Source organism: Massilia sp. (assembly GCF_032106685.1).
Lineage (GTDB): Bacteria > Pseudomonadota > Gammaproteobacteria > Burkholderiales > Burkholderiaceae_D > Telluria.
This window is the reverse complement of sequence record NZ_DAMCPG010000027.1, coordinates 1-13,706: the sequence shown is the minus strand read 5'-3', so window position 1 is coordinate 13,706 and position 13,706 is coordinate 1. Positions and strand designations below refer to the sequence as shown.

General features: G+C 66.3%; 10 protein-coding genes and 2 tRNA genes. 8 read left to right on the top strand and 4 right to left on the bottom strand.

The genetic code is table 11. The features are described from left to right. The first annotated feature begins 10 nt into the window (after positions 1–10). From folP to RT688_RS15105, 4 genes are all read left to right on the top strand, one after another. Positions 11–847 (top strand): dihydropteroate synthase, encoded by an 837-nt coding sequence (gene folP, locus RT688_RS15120; RefSeq protein WP_313705677.1) that lies wholly within the window; start codon positions 11–13, stop codon positions 845–847. Positions 848–869: 22 nt separating this feature from the next. Next, positions 870–2,219, top strand: a complete 1,350-nt coding sequence (gene glmM / locus RT688_RS15115; RefSeq protein WP_313705676.1) for a phosphoglucosamine mutase — start codon at positions 870–872, stop codon at positions 2,217–2,219. Between the two features lie 74 nt (positions 2,220–2,293). Beyond that, positions 2,294–2,370, top strand: a tRNA-Pro gene (locus RT688_RS15110). 82 nt (positions 2,371–2,452) lie between these two features. Beyond that, positions 2,453–2,529: transfer RNA gene (locus tag RT688_RS15105), tRNA-Arg, on the top strand. Between the two features lie 133 nt (positions 2,530–2,662). Here the strand turns inward: RT688_RS15105 and RT688_RS15100 are convergent. Next, positions 2,663–3,754: a M28 family peptidase gene (locus tag RT688_RS15100; RefSeq protein ID WP_313705675.1), complete on the bottom strand. Its 1,092-nt coding sequence runs from the start codon at positions 3,752–3,754 to the stop codon at positions 2,663–2,665. A 209-nt stretch (positions 3,755–3,963) separates the two neighbouring features. On the opposite strand from RT688_RS15100, the gene RT688_RS15095 reads away from it, so the two are divergent. Further along, positions 3,964–4,917, top strand: coding sequence for an MBL fold metallo-hydrolase (locus tag RT688_RS15095; RefSeq protein WP_313705674.1), 954 nt, complete (start codon positions 3,964–3,966; stop codon positions 4,915–4,917). A gap of 21 nt (positions 4,918–4,938) precedes the next feature. Here the strand turns inward: RT688_RS15095 and RT688_RS15090 are convergent, their stop codons facing one another. Then, positions 4,939–6,222: a family 1 glycosylhydrolase gene (locus RT688_RS15090; RefSeq protein ID WP_313705673.1), complete on the bottom strand. Its 1,284-nt coding sequence runs from the start codon at positions 6,220–6,222 to the stop codon at positions 4,939–4,941. A 120-nt stretch (positions 6,223–6,342) separates the two neighbouring features. Between RT688_RS15090 and RT688_RS15085 the strand changes: the two genes are divergently transcribed. After that, positions 6,343–8,220, top strand: coding sequence for a TonB C-terminal domain-containing protein (locus RT688_RS15085; protein ID WP_313705672.1), 1,878 nt, complete (start codon positions 6,343–6,345; stop codon positions 8,218–8,220). Positions 8,221–8,233: 13 nt separating this feature from the next. On the opposite strand, the gene RT688_RS15080 is transcribed toward RT688_RS15085, so the two are convergent. Next, the gene (locus RT688_RS15080) at positions 8,234–8,470 is read right to left on the bottom strand and encodes a hypothetical protein (RefSeq protein ID WP_313705671.1); all 237 of its coding nucleotides are present in this window, start codon (positions 8,468–8,470) and stop codon (positions 8,234–8,236) included. A 45-nt stretch (positions 8,471–8,515) separates the two neighbouring features. Here RT688_RS15080 and RT688_RS15075 point away from each other — a divergent pair, with 45 nt between their 5' ends. Both RT688_RS15075 and RT688_RS15070 read left to right on the top strand, forming a co-directional pair. Then, positions 8,516–9,508 carry a polysaccharide biosynthesis/export family protein gene (locus RT688_RS15075; protein WP_313705670.1) on the top strand — a complete coding sequence of 331 codons (993 nt, stop codon included), beginning with the start codon at positions 8,516–8,518 and terminating at the stop codon, positions 9,506–9,508. A gap of 58 nt (positions 9,509–9,566) precedes the next feature. Continuing rightward, entirely contained in the window at positions 9,567–11,849 is a 2,283-nt protein-coding gene (locus RT688_RS15070) for a polysaccharide biosynthesis tyrosine autokinase (RefSeq protein ID WP_313705669.1), read from the top strand. Positions 11,850–12,018: 169 nt separating this feature from the next. Here RT688_RS15070 and RT688_RS15065 read toward each other — a convergent pair whose 3' ends face one another. Continuing rightward, on the bottom strand, positions 12,019–13,278 hold the full coding sequence (locus RT688_RS15065; RefSeq protein WP_313705668.1) for a choice-of-anchor Q domain-containing protein: 1,260 nt from the start codon (positions 13,276–13,278) through the stop codon (positions 12,019–12,021). Between the last annotated feature and the right edge of the window lie 428 nt (positions 13,279–13,706).

Here is a 13,706-nt window from a genome sequence, read left to right as displayed (position 1 = left end):
CTACTTTTTTATGCGTCAATTCCTGCAGTGTGGCCGCTTCCGTTTCGAGCTGGGGCGGCGTCCTCTCGTCATGGGCATCCTGAACGTCACCCCCGATTCGTTCTCCGATGGCGGGCGTTATCAATCGCTCGAGTTCGCCGTGTCGCGGGCGGAACAAATGGTCGCCAGCGGCGTCGACCTGATCGACATCGGCGGCGAATCGACCCGGCCGGGTTCCCCCAGCGTGTCCGTCGAAGACGAGCTGGCGCGTGTCATGCCGGCGCTGTACGCGTTGCAGGAAGCCGGCAACGCGCTGTCGGTCGACACCTGCAAGCCCGAGGTGATGCGTGAGGCGATCATCGCCGGCGCCGACATGATCAACGACATCAACGGTTTCCGCGCTCCCGGCGCGATCGAGGCCGTCGTGAACAGCGACTGCGGCCTGTGCGTGATGCACATGCAGGGCACGCCCCAGGACATGCAGGCCCAGCCCGTCTACACGGACGTGGTGCGGGAAGTAATCGATTTCCTGCGCGAGCGCGTGGCCGCATTGGTCGACGCCGGTGTCGACCGCGAACGCATCTGCGTCGACCCTGGCCTGGGCTTCGGCAAGACCGTCGAGCACAACTATGCGCTGCTGCGCAATACCCAGCGTATTGCCGACGAGCTCGGCCTGCCGGTGCTGATCGGCCTGTCGCGCAAGTCCATGATCGGCGCGGTCACGGGCAAGCCGGTCGAGGAGCGCATGGCCGGCAGCCTGGCAGGCGCGTTGGCTGCTTTGGCGCATGGCGCTAAAATTGTACGAGTGCATGATGTTGCAGAAACCGTCGACGCGCTGAAGGTATGGCGCGCGGCGACCATCGATTGATCACACAAGAAAGAGAAGAAGCATGGCACGCAAATATTTTGGTACCGATGGCGTTCGTGGCGAAGTCGGCGTGGCGCCGATCACGCCCGACTTCGTGATGCGTCTCGGCTACGCCGCCGGCAAGGTGCTGGCCAAGGACTCCGCCGCCGGCACCCGTCCCACCGTCCTGATCGGCAAGGACACCCGTATTTCCGGCTATATGCTGGAAGCCGCGCTCGAAGCCGGTTTCTCGGCTGCCGGCGTCGACGTGATGCTGGCCGGTCCGATGCCGACCCCGGCGATCGCCTACCTGACCCGCGCCCTGCGCCTGCAGGCCGGCGTGGTGATCTCGGCCTCGCACAATCCCTTCCAGGACAATGGCATCAAGTTCTTCTCGGAACACGGCACCAAGCTGCCGGACAGCGTCGAGCTGTCCATCGAGGAAGCGATCGACCAGCCGATGGACTGCGTTCCATCCGGCAAGCTGGGCCGCGCGACCCGCCTGCGCGACGCCCAGGGCCGCTACATTGAATTTTGCAAGAGCACCTTCCCGAACGAACTGGACCTGCGTGGCCTGAAGATCGTCGTCGACAGCGCCCACGGCGCCGCCTACAACATCGCGCCGCACGTGTTCCACGAGCTGGGCGCGGAAGTCGTCTCGATCGGCGCGACGCCGGACGGCTTCAACATCAACGCCGGCTTCGGCGCCACTTCGCCGAAAGCGCTGTCGCAGGCCGTGGTCGAGCACAAGGCCGACCTCGGCATTGCGCTCGACGGCGACGCCGACCGCCTGATCATGGTCGATGCCACCGGCCGCGTCTACAACGGCGACGAGCTGCTCTACCTGATGGTGCGCGACCGCATGGCGACCGGCGAGGTGGCTGGCGCCGTCGGCACACTGATGACCAACATGGCGCTCGAAGTGGCGCTCAAGGAAATGGGCGTGGGCTTCGCGCGCGCCAAGGTCGGCGACCGCTATGTGCTCGAAGTGATGCAGGAGCGCGGCTGGATCCTGGGCGGCGAAGGTTCGGGCCACCTGCTGGCGCTCGACAAGCACACTACCGGCGACGGCATCGTCTCGGCGCTGCAGGTCCTGTCCGCCCTGAAGCGCAGCAACAAGTCGCTGCAGGAATGCTGCGGCGAACTGAAGCTGTACCCGCAAACCCTGATCAACAAGAAAGTACCGGCAGGCTTCGACTGGACCCAGGACCACGGCCTGGTGGCCGAGAAGGAAGCCGTCGAGCGCGAGCTGGGCGACGCCGGCCGCGTCCTGATCCGCGCTTCGGGCACCGAGCCCCTGATCCGCGTGATGGTCGAGGCCAAGGAAACGGAACTGGCCGAGCGCATGGCGCGCCGGATCGCCGACAAGCTCGCCGACAAGCTGGCTGCATAAGGCAATCGGCAGGGTGCAGGGGCGCCGTCCTTGCATTGACGCGCCACGCCCGGAGGGGTATGATCGGTCCCAATCGGAGTGTGGCGCAGCCCGGTAGCGCACCTGGTTTGGGACCAGGGGGTCCAAGGTTCGAATCCTTGTACTCCGACCACAAGGCTTACGAAGCGGGCCGTCTTTTCCGACGGCCCGTTTTCATTCCCGCCATTCCGCCCGGCCGTTCCGCCCGGCACATACTGCCCATAGCTCAGTTGGATAGAGCATCAGCCTTCTAAGCTGAGGGTCGCTGGTTCGAACCCAGCTGGGCAGGCCAACAGAATTCCCCACATTGCCCGACCGTTCAGGATGACGCTGCCGCCGAGGCAGTTCGCATTCGTCCGGCCGTCATTGCGCCATCGTTGCGTACCCCGGCGCGGCCGGCTTGCGCCGCACCAGGGCACGTCCGATCAGCGGCGCTGCTCCTGCACGCCCAGGTACTTCGCCGCCTTCGGATTGGCGCGATTCCACTTCGGCGCCTCCGCACTGTTGGCGATGTTCCAGATCGCCAACGCCACCGCGCGGTTCACCGCTGCCATGTTCTCGTAGTCGATCTTGTCCCAGTGGTCGCCGTCGCCGTGGTAGTCGGGGAAGGCGTAGGCCACGCTGACGGTATGCGCCGGAATGCCCTGGTCGGCCAGCGCCTGGTTGTCGCTGTGCGCGAAATACTTGTCGCTGTTGACCGGATGCTTCCAGACCTTGATGCCGGTCTGGTCGCCGGCCTGCTTCAGGATCGCGCCGACGTCCGAGAAATCGTAGCCGGTCACGGCAAAGGCCAGCTTTTGCGGGCCTTCGCTGTCGTCGGTGCGGCCGACCTGTTCCAGGTTGATGCCGGCCACCGTCTTCGCGATTGGCACCAGCGGATTGGCGCCGTAGTAGCGCGAGCCGACCAGGCCGTGCTCTTCGCCGAACACCGTCATGAACACGATGCTGCGCTTCGGACGTTCCTTCTGCGCGCCGAAGGCCTTGGCCAGTTCGATCACCGAGACCGTGCCGCTACCGTCGTCGTTGGCGCCGTTGAAGATGCCGTCGCCTTCGCCCGGCTTCAGGCCGACGTGGTCGTAGTGGGCCGTCACCAGGATGTAGCTGTCCTTCAGCGCCGGGTCGGAGCCGCGCAGGATGCCGACCACGTTGCGCACCTTCGCCGGGGCGGCCGGCGCCGCGTTCTTGTCGCGGCGCGGGTTGATCTTGTTCCAGTCGGCGGTCTGGAAGTAGGGCTCGTCGCCCAGCGGTTCCAGGCCCGCCGCGCGGAACTGCGAGGCGATGAATTCGGCGGCGATATCCAGTCCGCGCGACGGCGTGCCGCGTCCCTCCAGCGCGTCCGACGCCAGGAAGGCCAGGTTGCCGCGCATGGCCGCGGCGGAGATCCGGTCGAGGATCGGCACCGCCTCGACGGCGGGCGCGGCAGCGGCGGCTGGAGCGGCGGCGGCGGCGAGCGGCGCGGCAATCAGCAGTGCTGCGTGCAGCACGGCGCGGGAAAGGAGGCGTCGGGTGATTGGCATATGTATGTCCGGGTCGGCGGTGTCGTTCGGGTTGATGAAGTGGCAAAACCTGTCAAGTATAGCGCTGGATAGCCGGACAGGCGAGCCTGGGGCGGGGCAGGATCGTCGCTGGTTCTTGTATGTTTGCAAACGGACGCCGTGCGGCAGGCCTTCATGGTAGCGTTGCCACGTTGCGGGCCCGATGCCGGGCCGATCATCTCGGAGCCTTTATGCCTGTCAGTCGCCTGTTGGGAAGCGCGGTCCTGTCCGTCGCGCTGAGCTGTACCTTTGCCACCGCCGCCTTCGCCCAGGCGCCGGCGGATACCGTCGATACCTTCACGCTCAAGCTGCCAGCCGGCGACCCGGCCGCCGCCGGCGTGGAGAACGGCACGGTGCAGTTCATCGGCACGGCCACCGTCATCATCCGCTACCAGGGCTTCACCATCCTTACCGACCCGAATTTCCTGCACAAGGGCGACCACGTGCACCTCGGCTATGGCTTGACGTCCCAGCGCCGGACCGATCCGGCGATCGCGTTCGAGCAGTTGCCGCCGATCGACCTGGTGATCCTGTCGCACATGCACGGCGACCATTTCGACCAGCTGGTGCAGGAAAAACTGCCGCGCAACACCCCGATCGTCACCAACAAGGAAGCGGGCGAGGCGCTCAAGAAGATGGGCTTCACCCAGCGCTTCGCGCTGAGCGAGTGGGACCGGCTGGAAGTGAGCAAGGGCGAGGCCCGCCTGCGCATCACCGCGACACCCGGACGCCATGGCGCGGCCGGCGTGTCGATCCTGCTGCCGAAGGTGACGGGCAGCGTGCTCGACTTCGGCGCGAATCCCGATACGCCCGACTACCGCATGTACATCAGCGGCGACACCCTGGTCTACGACGACATCCGCACCATTCCGCAGCGCTTCCCGGGCATCGACCTGGCGCTGCTGCACCTTGGGGGAACCCGCATCCTCGGTGTGTTCAAGGTGACGATGGATGGCAAGGACGGCGTCGAGATGCTGCAGATCATCCGGCCGAAGAAGGCGATCCCCATCCACTACAACGACTACGACGTCTTCAAGTCGCCGCTCGCCGATTTCGCGCGCGAGGTCAAGGCGGCCGGGCTGGAGGAAGGCGTGGTCTACCTTGCGCATGGCGAGACCTACGCTTTTACCCCGCGCAAGCCTTGATTGCGCCGGTAAAGCGTTACGTTACTGGCCGAGCAGGCTGCCGCCCACGGGCGACTCCGGATGGATGGTCGAGTTCTCGCTGTCGAACTCGTGGGGCATCACCACCGGTACCTGCAGGCAGATGCTCTTGGTCGGCAGCACGGTTTCCCAGGCACGCACCAGCTCGCGATAAGCGACGCCCACGGGCCGGATCTTGCGGTCGAGGTCGAACAGCCCGAGCGCATTCACGTTGCCGTTGTTTTCCCTTAGCGCACTGTCCCAGTCGACCTGATCAGTGAGCGAATACCAGGTGAAGCCGATCAGCGGCACGCCATTGTTGCGCACCCGCAGCACGTTCGCCCACTCCTTCTTGAGCCAGTACACGGCCTCGTCGCCCGTCGGCCCCTGGCACAGGTTCGTTTCCGTGTGCATCACTGGCAGGCGGTAGCGGTTGTAGTACTGGTGCGTGATGACCGCATAGCCGAAGATTTCGCCGGCGGCGCGCGTGACGCCGTCCGCCGACACATAGTGCTCGTTGGTCTGGTAATAGTCGTTCCCCATGATGCAGTGGTGTTTCAGGTTGTGCTGGAGGAAGAAGTGGTATTCCCCGCGCGTCATCCCGTTATCCAGCAGGTATTCGTACATGTCCGAATCGACGCGCCGTCCATAGTTCAGGTCGAGCGCCAGGAAACGCAGCGCATTCTTGATCTCGGCCGGTCCGATGGCGTCCGGCGACTCCGCATGGAAGTACTCGGTCGACTCGCTCTGCACGAAGAGCGCATCGGGGCGGATCTTGAGGATCTCGTGCATCGCCAGGATGTTGGCCTTCACCAGATGCTTGATCGCCGTGACGAAGGCGGCGTCGGTGCGCAGTTGTTCGTTCCACCAGCCATAGAGCGTCGAGAACACGGCGCAGATCCACATCTCGTTGATCGGCGTGTACATCTGCACCCAGGGATAGCGCCGGGCGAAGGCGCCGGCGTAGGCGGCGAAAAGTTCCGGGAAGTCGGGATTCTGGAAGTTGCCGATCCAGTCGGGCACCCCGAAGTGGCAGAGGTCGACGATCGGCGCGATGTTACGGCGCCGCAGGTCGGCAAAAGCGAGGTCGGCGAATTCCCAGTCATAGCGCCCGGGGCCGAGCAGGGTGCGGTGCAGCGGCGGGCCGTAGCGCAGCACGCGTAGCCCCAACTCCTGCACCAGGTCGAAGTCGAGCGACCAGTGGGTATAGTGGCCGCATTTCTCCAGCTCGTCCATGCGCGTGCGGCCGCCGTCGATGGTCGGGTTGCTGTTCTCGATCCCCGTCGCGAAAATGAAACCTGGATGCATCGGCCCCTCCCTTCGTCGGTATTGCCTTCAGTATCGTCCACGCATGGGCCGATTGCTAGCGTGCGCAAGCGTGCTTAAGTAAACGTTAAGCTATCGGCTCAACCATACCGCCAGCAGCGCATGAGCCACGCCGCCTCCGTTTCGCCGCATGCAAGCAAGGCCGCCAATGTCGCCAACCGGCGCCTGCTGGCCGGCCTGCTGTTGTCGCTGCTCGTGCATGGCGTGATCCTGTCGATCCAGTTCGGCGTGCCCGGCATGCTGGCCGGCAGCGCCGCGCCGATGGCCGTCGCCCTGGCGCCTGTGGCCCCTCCGGCGCCGGCTGCCGACTTGCCTGCGCCGCCGGCCCCGCTTGCAGACGAGGCGCCGCAGGCCGCTCCCGACCTGCCATCGCCGCCACCGCCGGGCCCGCCATCGAGCGGCTTCCAGTTGCGCGATCCGGTGCCGCTGGCGCCGCCGCCGGCGCCAGGCAAAACCCCGGGGCGCCAGCTGGCCCGGCGCCGCCGGCCAGCGCCGCGCCCGCCGCCGGTGCAGGAAGCGCTGGAGACGCCAGTCATTGCGCAGCACGACAATCCCGATGCCGCTTTCAGCCTGCCGCTGCCCGAACTGCAGCCCGGGCCGGAGCCGGCGGCTGCGGACGAGCCGGAGCTGGCCGCGCTGGACGAAGCGCCGGACGCACCGGCGCTGCCCGATGCCGCGCAGGAGGCGGCCGAAGCGCTGGCGCGGGCGCAGGAACGTGAGCAGGAGCGCGCGCGTGTTGCCGCCGAGGAGGCGGCGCGTCTGGCACAAGAGGAAGGCGAGCGGGAACGGCGCCTTGCCGCGGTGCGCGCCGACGAAGAGCGGCGCGCCCGCGAGCAGCGTCTCGAGGAGGAGCGCGAGGAGGAACAGGCCCGGCTCGCCGCGCAGCAGCGCATCGCCAACGAGCGCCGCGAGGCGGAGCAACGGCGGCGCGCCGACGAGGAGGCGCGCCTGGCGTTGCGACGCCAGGCGGAGGAGGGCGAGCGGATCGCCGCGGCCCGGCGCCAGGCCGAGGCGCAACTTGAACAGGGCCGGCAACAGGCGCAGCGGCAAGAGCTGGCGCTGGCGCGCGAACGCGAGCTTGCCCGCCAGCGCGAGCAGGACACCGCAGCGCTGGCCCTGGCCGAGCGGCAGCGCGCCATCGAGCGCGAACAGGAGGAGGCGCGCCGGCGCGAGCTGGCCCTGGCCCGGCAGCGGCTCGACGACGAACGGCGTGCGCGGGAAGCGGCCGCGCTGGCCGAGGCGCGGCGCGCCGCCGAGGAAGAAGCGCGGCGCCTCGCCGCGGCGCGCCAGCGCGAAGAGGACGCGGCGGCCCAGCGCCTGGCCGAGCAGGCGGCGCGCCAGCGCGAGGACGAAGAGCGCCGCCGCGCGGGGCAGCTTGCGCGGCGCGAGGCCGAACAGGCTGCCGAGGCCGGGCGCGCTCCCCAGGGCGCCGCGGGCGGACTGGCGCGTTCCGGCGCGGCCGGCCCGGCCGCCGGGCCGGGGCAGGGCGGCGGCGGCGGCGCGATCCCGCGTGGCATGCTCGGCAGCGACCTGGCCCTGCGTGCGCGCGAACTGGTGCGCGGCATCGACATTCCGGCCGACCCGCCGGCAGCCTTGCGCCCGGCCCAGCAGGCGGCCAACCCGCGCCGTGTCGCGGTGGCGTCGAACGAGCGTGATGTGCCCCTGCGCATGTACGTCGATAGTTTTCGCCAGAAGATCGAACGCAATGCCGCCCAGATCGGGTTGCGCCTGTCCGCCATGCCGGCGCGCACGGACCCGGTCGTCAGCGTGGCCGTGCGCAGCGACGGCAGCGTCGACGAGGTCACGATCCTGCGTTCCAGCGGGCGCGCCGATACCGACGACGCGGTGCGGCGCATCATCCACCTGAACGCGCGCTACGCCGCCTTCCCGCCGAACGTCGCCGCGCGTTTCGACGTGATCGAGATCCGCCGCATCTGGACCTTCGCCGAGACGCTAAAGCTCCTCGAAGAGGTGCGCTGAGCGCGTCTTTTCGTCATGCGCAATGGATGGCGCGCTTGTCCGCCGCTTGCAGTCGTACCTGAGCCTGCCGTTTGATGTGCAGCAAAGCTGCCGGTAATGGACGCCTTACGCTGACTTGGTCAGCCTGACAAGGCGCTTCATTTTCATAGGCAAGCCCATGAATTTTCAAAAAGAAATTTTGCACCTGCGCTTGATTGTCGTAGCAAGTATGCTCGCGCTTGCCGGCTGTGCCAGCGGGCCGCAATTCCATTCCGGCGACGGCACGTCCGCGGCCGAGCCGCCGCCGCCTACGGAAATGATTACCGAGAAATTGATCGCAGCCGAGAAGGAGGCCAGCGCCGTGCGCGGCGAGCAGGACCTGTCCCAGCTGCTGGTGCCGCACCCGCCGCCTTATACGATCGGTCGCGGCGACATCCTCTCGATCGTCGTCTGGGACCACCCGGAACTGGCGGCCGGCGGCATGACCGCCGCCGCGGCATCGAGCGACGCCGCGGTCGCCGCGGCCGGCGCCACCGCCAATATCGCCCAGCCGGGGTTCGCGGTCGACCACCAGGGGCGCATCCAGTTCCCGTTCGCCGGCCTGCTGCCGGTCGAGGGCCTGACCGAGGAGCAGGCGCGCGCGCTGCTGACGCAAAAGCTGGCCAAGTACATCGCCAACCCGAACATCACCCTGCGCGTGCAGGCCTATCGCAGCAAGCGGGTCTACATCGACGGCGAGGTGAAGGCGCCCGGCCTGCAGGCGATCAACGACATCCCGATGACCCTGGTCGAAGCGCTGAACCGTGCTGGCGGCCTGTTGCCCTCGGCCGACCAGAGCCGCATCGCGCTCGAGCGCGGCGACATCCGCTACAGCATCAACCTGCGCGAGCTGGTCCAGAAAGGCATCAACCCCGGGAACGTGATGCTGGCGCCGGGCGACGTGGTGCGTGTCCACTCGCGCGACGAAAGCAAGGTGTTCGTCTCGGGCGAAGTCGTCACGCCGCGTGCGCTCACGATGCACAACGGCCGCCTGACGCTGAACGAGGCGCTGGGCGAGACAGGCGGCATCAGCCCGCTGAGCGGCGACGCGCGCCAGATCTACGTGGTGCGCAAGACGCCCGAGCGCACTCGCGTGTTCCAGCTCGACGCCCGCCTGACCGGTTCGCTGGCCATGGCCGAGGCGTTCGAGCTGCGCCCGAAGGACGTGGTCTATGTCGCCGCTTCGCCGCTGGCCAACTGGAACCGGCACCTGAGCCTGTTGTTCCCCGGCGCGCTGACGAACGCGGTCGGCGTCACCACCCGTCCGTGATGCGGCCCCGCGCCACCGGCCTTCCGCGACCCACCGTCCGTAACGAACCGAGACGATCATGACCAAGCCCGCCGACAACCATTCCCTGGCCCACGTCGTGCACAGCCCGCCGATCCTGAGCGTGCCCTTCGACCCGCGTCCCTCGCTGAGCGCGACGGACGAGCCGGCCGTCGACCTGAAGGGGCACTTCAACACCCTGTACGACAGCCGCTGGCTAATCGGCGGCATCACGGCGCTCATCACCCTGATCGCCGTGCTGTATGCGCTGGTGGCCAAGCCGGTGTACGAGGCGAACCTGATGATCCACGTCGAGGAGGAAAGCCCGAACGCCTCGAAGAACATCCTGAGCGAAGCCTCGTCGCTGTTCGAAACCAAGAAGGCGGCGATTGCCGAGATGGAGCTGCTGCGCTCGCGCATGGTGGTGTCGCAGGCAGTCGACAACCTGCAGCTCTACATCGAGGTCCAGCCGAAGTATTTCCCGGTCGTCGGCTTCTGGTTCGCGAACCAGAACAACGGCGAGCTGTCGACGCCGGGCCTGTTCGGCCATGGCGGCTACGTCTGGGGCGGCGAGAAGGCCGAGGTGACGGTGTTCGACGTGCCGGATTCCTGGCTCAACCGCGAGTTCACGCTGACCGCCCGCGGCGCCAACCGCTACCATTTCTCCGGCGGCGGCCAGCGCCTGGCCTTCGAGGGAACGGCCGGCCAGCGCTACCGCGTGCCGACGCCCGACGGCACGGTCGAGATCAAGGTCGAGCGCATGGTCGCCAACCCCGGCGCGCGCTTCCGCCTGAAGCGCAAGTCGCGCCTGGGCACCATCCAGGCGATCCAGACAGCGATGGTCATCACCGAGCAGGGCAAGCAGTCGGGCGTCATCCAGGTCAAGCTGCAGGGCGAGAATGCCAAGCGCATCCACGCCTTGCTCAGCGAGATCGGCCGCGAATACATGCGCCAGAACCTCGCCCGCAAGACCGAGGAAGCCGAGAAGTCGCTGGCTTTCCTGAACAAGCAACTGCCGATCCTGAAGCGCCAGCTCGAGCAGTCCGAGGACCGCTACAACCAGTTCCGCAACCTGCACGGCACGGTCGACCTGCGCGAAGAGGCGCGCGTCAGCCTGGCCCAGGCCACCGCCGCGCGGGCCCGCCGCATCGAACTGCTGCAGAAAAAGACCGAACTGCTGGCGCGCTTCACCGAAGACCACCCGATCGTTGCCGCGATCAACCGCCAGCGCAAGGAAGTCGATGCCGAGATCGAGGAAATCTCGGCCCGCATCAAGACCCTTCCCGTGCTCGAGCAGGACGAGGCCCGCCTGACGCGGGACATCAAAGTCAACACCGACCTGTATACGGCGCTCTCGAACACGGCGCAGCAACTGCGCCTGATTTCGGTGGGCCGCGTCAGCAACGTGCGGCTGGTCGACGCGCCGATCGCGCCGGAAAAACCGCTCAAGCCCAACCGCCCATTGATCGTGGCGCTGGCCGTGATCACCGGGCTGCTCATCGGCACGCTGCTCGCGCTCGCACGCAAGGCGCTCAGAGGCGGCATCGACGACCCGCAAAAGATCGAACGCCTGCTCAATGCCCGGGTCGTGTACGCCTCGATCCCGCACAGCACCAACCAGGACAAGCTGCTGCGCAAGGCGCGCGGCGAGACGGCCCCCTTGCCCTTGCTGGCCCAGATCATGCCCGAGGACGCGGCGGTCGAAAGCTTGCGCAGCTTCCGCGCCGCGCTACAGTTTTCGATGCCGCACTTCAAGAACAACATCGTCATGTTCGCCGGACCGACGCGCAGCATCGGCAAATCCTTCATCGCGGCCAACTTCGCCGCCGTCATGGCATCGAGCGGCAAACGCGTCCTGCTGATCGACGCGGATCTGCGCAACGGACATCTGCACCGCTATTTCGGGATCGGACGCGAGCGGGGGCTGTCGCGTTCCATCCTCGGTTCGATGCCGGTCGAGGACATCATCCACCACGACGTCATGGAGAATCTCGACTTCATTCCCACAGGCGAGTTGCCGCCGAACCGTTCGGACTTCCTGTTGCACCTGAACTTCGGGGCGCTGCTCGAGTCGGTCAGCAGCCGCTACGATTTGGTCCTGATCGACCCGCCTCCGGTCCTGTCCGTGGCGGATGCGCTCATCATCGGCGCGCACGCAGGCGCAGTCTTCATCGTCGCGCGCGCCGGGGTGACCACCGAAGGGCAGATCAACGAGTCGGTGAAACGCCTGCACCATGCCGGCATATCGCCGCAGGGTGTGCTGTTCAACGACATGGCAGTGCGTCTTGGCGCAAGCGCGACGCATTACGGTCCGTCCACCGCGCAGATCGGATACGTGAGCTGATCGGCTTGCGTGCCCGGCGATTGAGCACACTCGGCAAGGAGCGCCGAACACCTGTGCCAACTGCGCCTGGCGCGTCTTCGCCATGAAAAAAGCCCCTGCAGGCTGGACGCGTGTCCGGGCTGCGGGGGCTCGTTCATCCGGCGCCGGCGGGCGCCGGGATCGAAGCTGCTTAGTACTCGTAAGCGCCGATGTCGTAGGCGCCGCCGCGCGGACGGGCCACGCCGGCGATGTCGACCTTCGGAGCACGCGTTGCCGTGCCTTTGTTGATCGCCGGCGAAGTGCTCTTCAGGCGATAGTCGCCGGTGCCGTTGACCTGGTAGTTGACGAATTGCGGGTTGGCCGAGACGGTGCCGGTGACGCTGCCTTTCACGAGCCAGGCGCGGCCGGTGTCGAACACCAGGTTGTTCGGATAACGGTTGTTGGTACCGACCTTGCCCATTTCCGTGATGCCGTAGGCGTTGCGGTAGACAATGTTATTCGCCACATAGTTGTTGCTGGTGCCGGCCGAGGTTGCGCCGCTGTCGCCATGGCCGATCACGATGCCCATCTTCGAACCGAAGATGGTGTTGTTGACGATCGTCGAGGCGGTCGCGCCGTGCCAGCTGTTGATGCCGACCGAGGCCACACCCGAGATGATGTTGTTCGAGATCGTATTGTTCTGGTTCGTGACGTAGATGCCCTGCACGGTGTTGCAGGTCTGGCCGGCGACCCATTTGTAGCCGATGTTGCGCACGACGTTCGAATCGATGACGGCGCCGCCGCCCGGACCCCAGGCGTCGATCGCGGCGCCGCCGCCGCCGTTGCAGCCGCCGCTGACGGTCAGGTCGTGGACGAAGTTCTTGGTGATGCGTTCCTTGCCGCCTTCGGCCAGGATGCCAATGCGGCCGCTGCCGCTGATGTCGAAGCCTTCGATGTCGACGTAGGCGCCCTTCGAGTTCCAGGCCATGCCGGTGCCCGAGAAGACGATCTTCGCGCCCCACTTGACGTCGGAGACAAACTTGATACGGGCGGTTGCCGTGCCGCTCTTGACGGTACGGATACCGGCGCTGCCGGTGGACGGTGCCGCCACCTTATAGGTGCCTCGCGCGACGTGGATCACGTAGCCGGCACGGGCCAGCGCATCGGCGCGGGCGATGGTCTTCAAGGGGCGCGCCTGGGTGCCGGGATTCGAGTCTGAACCGGTCGGCGAGACGTACAGGTGGCCGGTGGCGGTAGCCGTCGGGGTCACCAAGGTGCGGTCCGACTTGGCTGTGCCGGTACTGGACTCGGCGGCGGCCAGGGTGGCCGTCGGCGCTGGGGAATCATAGGCCGGCTCGACGCTTGTGCCGGTTTCGGCAGCGGCGGCACTGCCGGCCAGCAGGACTGCGGCGCTGGCGCACAGGAGATGGGAGAAACGAACACTTGCAACAAAAGGAACGAATTTTTTCATCTGAAACTTACCCTACCTTAACAACGTGAAAGAGTAAGCTTTGAGCGGAGGAAACTTCCTAAGTTCAATGTTTTTAAAAATAAATTTCTTTATTTTATCAAATGAATTAATACAATTTCTTCTGGGGAAGACAACGTAATAAAATTATGCTGGATTATGAGAATAAAATTTCGATAGAGAAAAATTATAGAATCTGCGGCAATGGTCGGCAGGAAGGTTGTGTATCCGAACAGGCAATTGCTGCACATGCGTTCGCGCGCTCGGCGACGCATCGCTGCGTAGAAGGGTTGTTAAGAACAAAAAAAGCCCCGCAGGCCGGACAGCGTGCAGGGCTTCGTTCCTTTGGCGTCGTGGGCGGCGCCAAGTCCGCGAGGGCTTAGAACTCGTAAGCGCCGATATCGAAGGCGCCGCCGCGCGGACGGGCCACG

Coding starts and splice junctions, on each gene's coding strand:
- RT688_RS15080 (WP_313705671.1), bottom strand. CDS start 8,470: ATGGAATTGCGGCCCGCTGGCACAGCCGGCAAGCGCGAGCATACTTGC.
- RT688_RS15095 (WP_313705674.1), top strand. CDS start 3,964: ATGCCTGTCAGTCGCCTGTTGGGAAGCGCGGTCCTGTCCGTCGCGCTG.
- RT688_RS15065 (WP_313705668.1), bottom strand. CDS start 13,278: ATGAAAAAATTCGTTCCTTTTGTTGCAAGTGTTCGTTTCTCCCATCTC.
- RT688_RS15075 (WP_313705670.1), top strand. CDS start 8,516: ATGATTACCGAGAAATTGATCGCAGCCGAGAAGGAGGCCAGCGCCGTG.
- RT688_RS15085 (WP_313705672.1), top strand. CDS start 6,343: ATGAGCCACGCCGCCTCCGTTTCGCCGCATGCAAGCAAGGCCGCCAAT.
- RT688_RS15090 (WP_313705673.1), bottom strand. CDS start 6,222: ATGCATCCAGGTTTCATTTTCGCGACGGGGATCGAGAACAGCAACCCG.
- RT688_RS15100 (WP_313705675.1), bottom strand. CDS start 3,754: ATGCCAATCACCCGACGCCTCCTTTCCCGCGCCGTGCTGCACGCAGCA.
- folP (WP_313705677.1), top strand. CDS start 11: ATGCGTCAATTCCTGCAGTGTGGCCGCTTCCGTTTCGAGCTGGGGCGG.
- RT688_RS15070 (WP_313705669.1), top strand. CDS start 9,567: ATGACCAAGCCCGCCGACAACCATTCCCTGGCCCACGTCGTGCACAGC.
- glmM (WP_313705676.1), top strand. CDS start 870: ATGGCACGCAAATATTTTGGTACCGATGGCGTTCGTGGCGAAGTCGGC.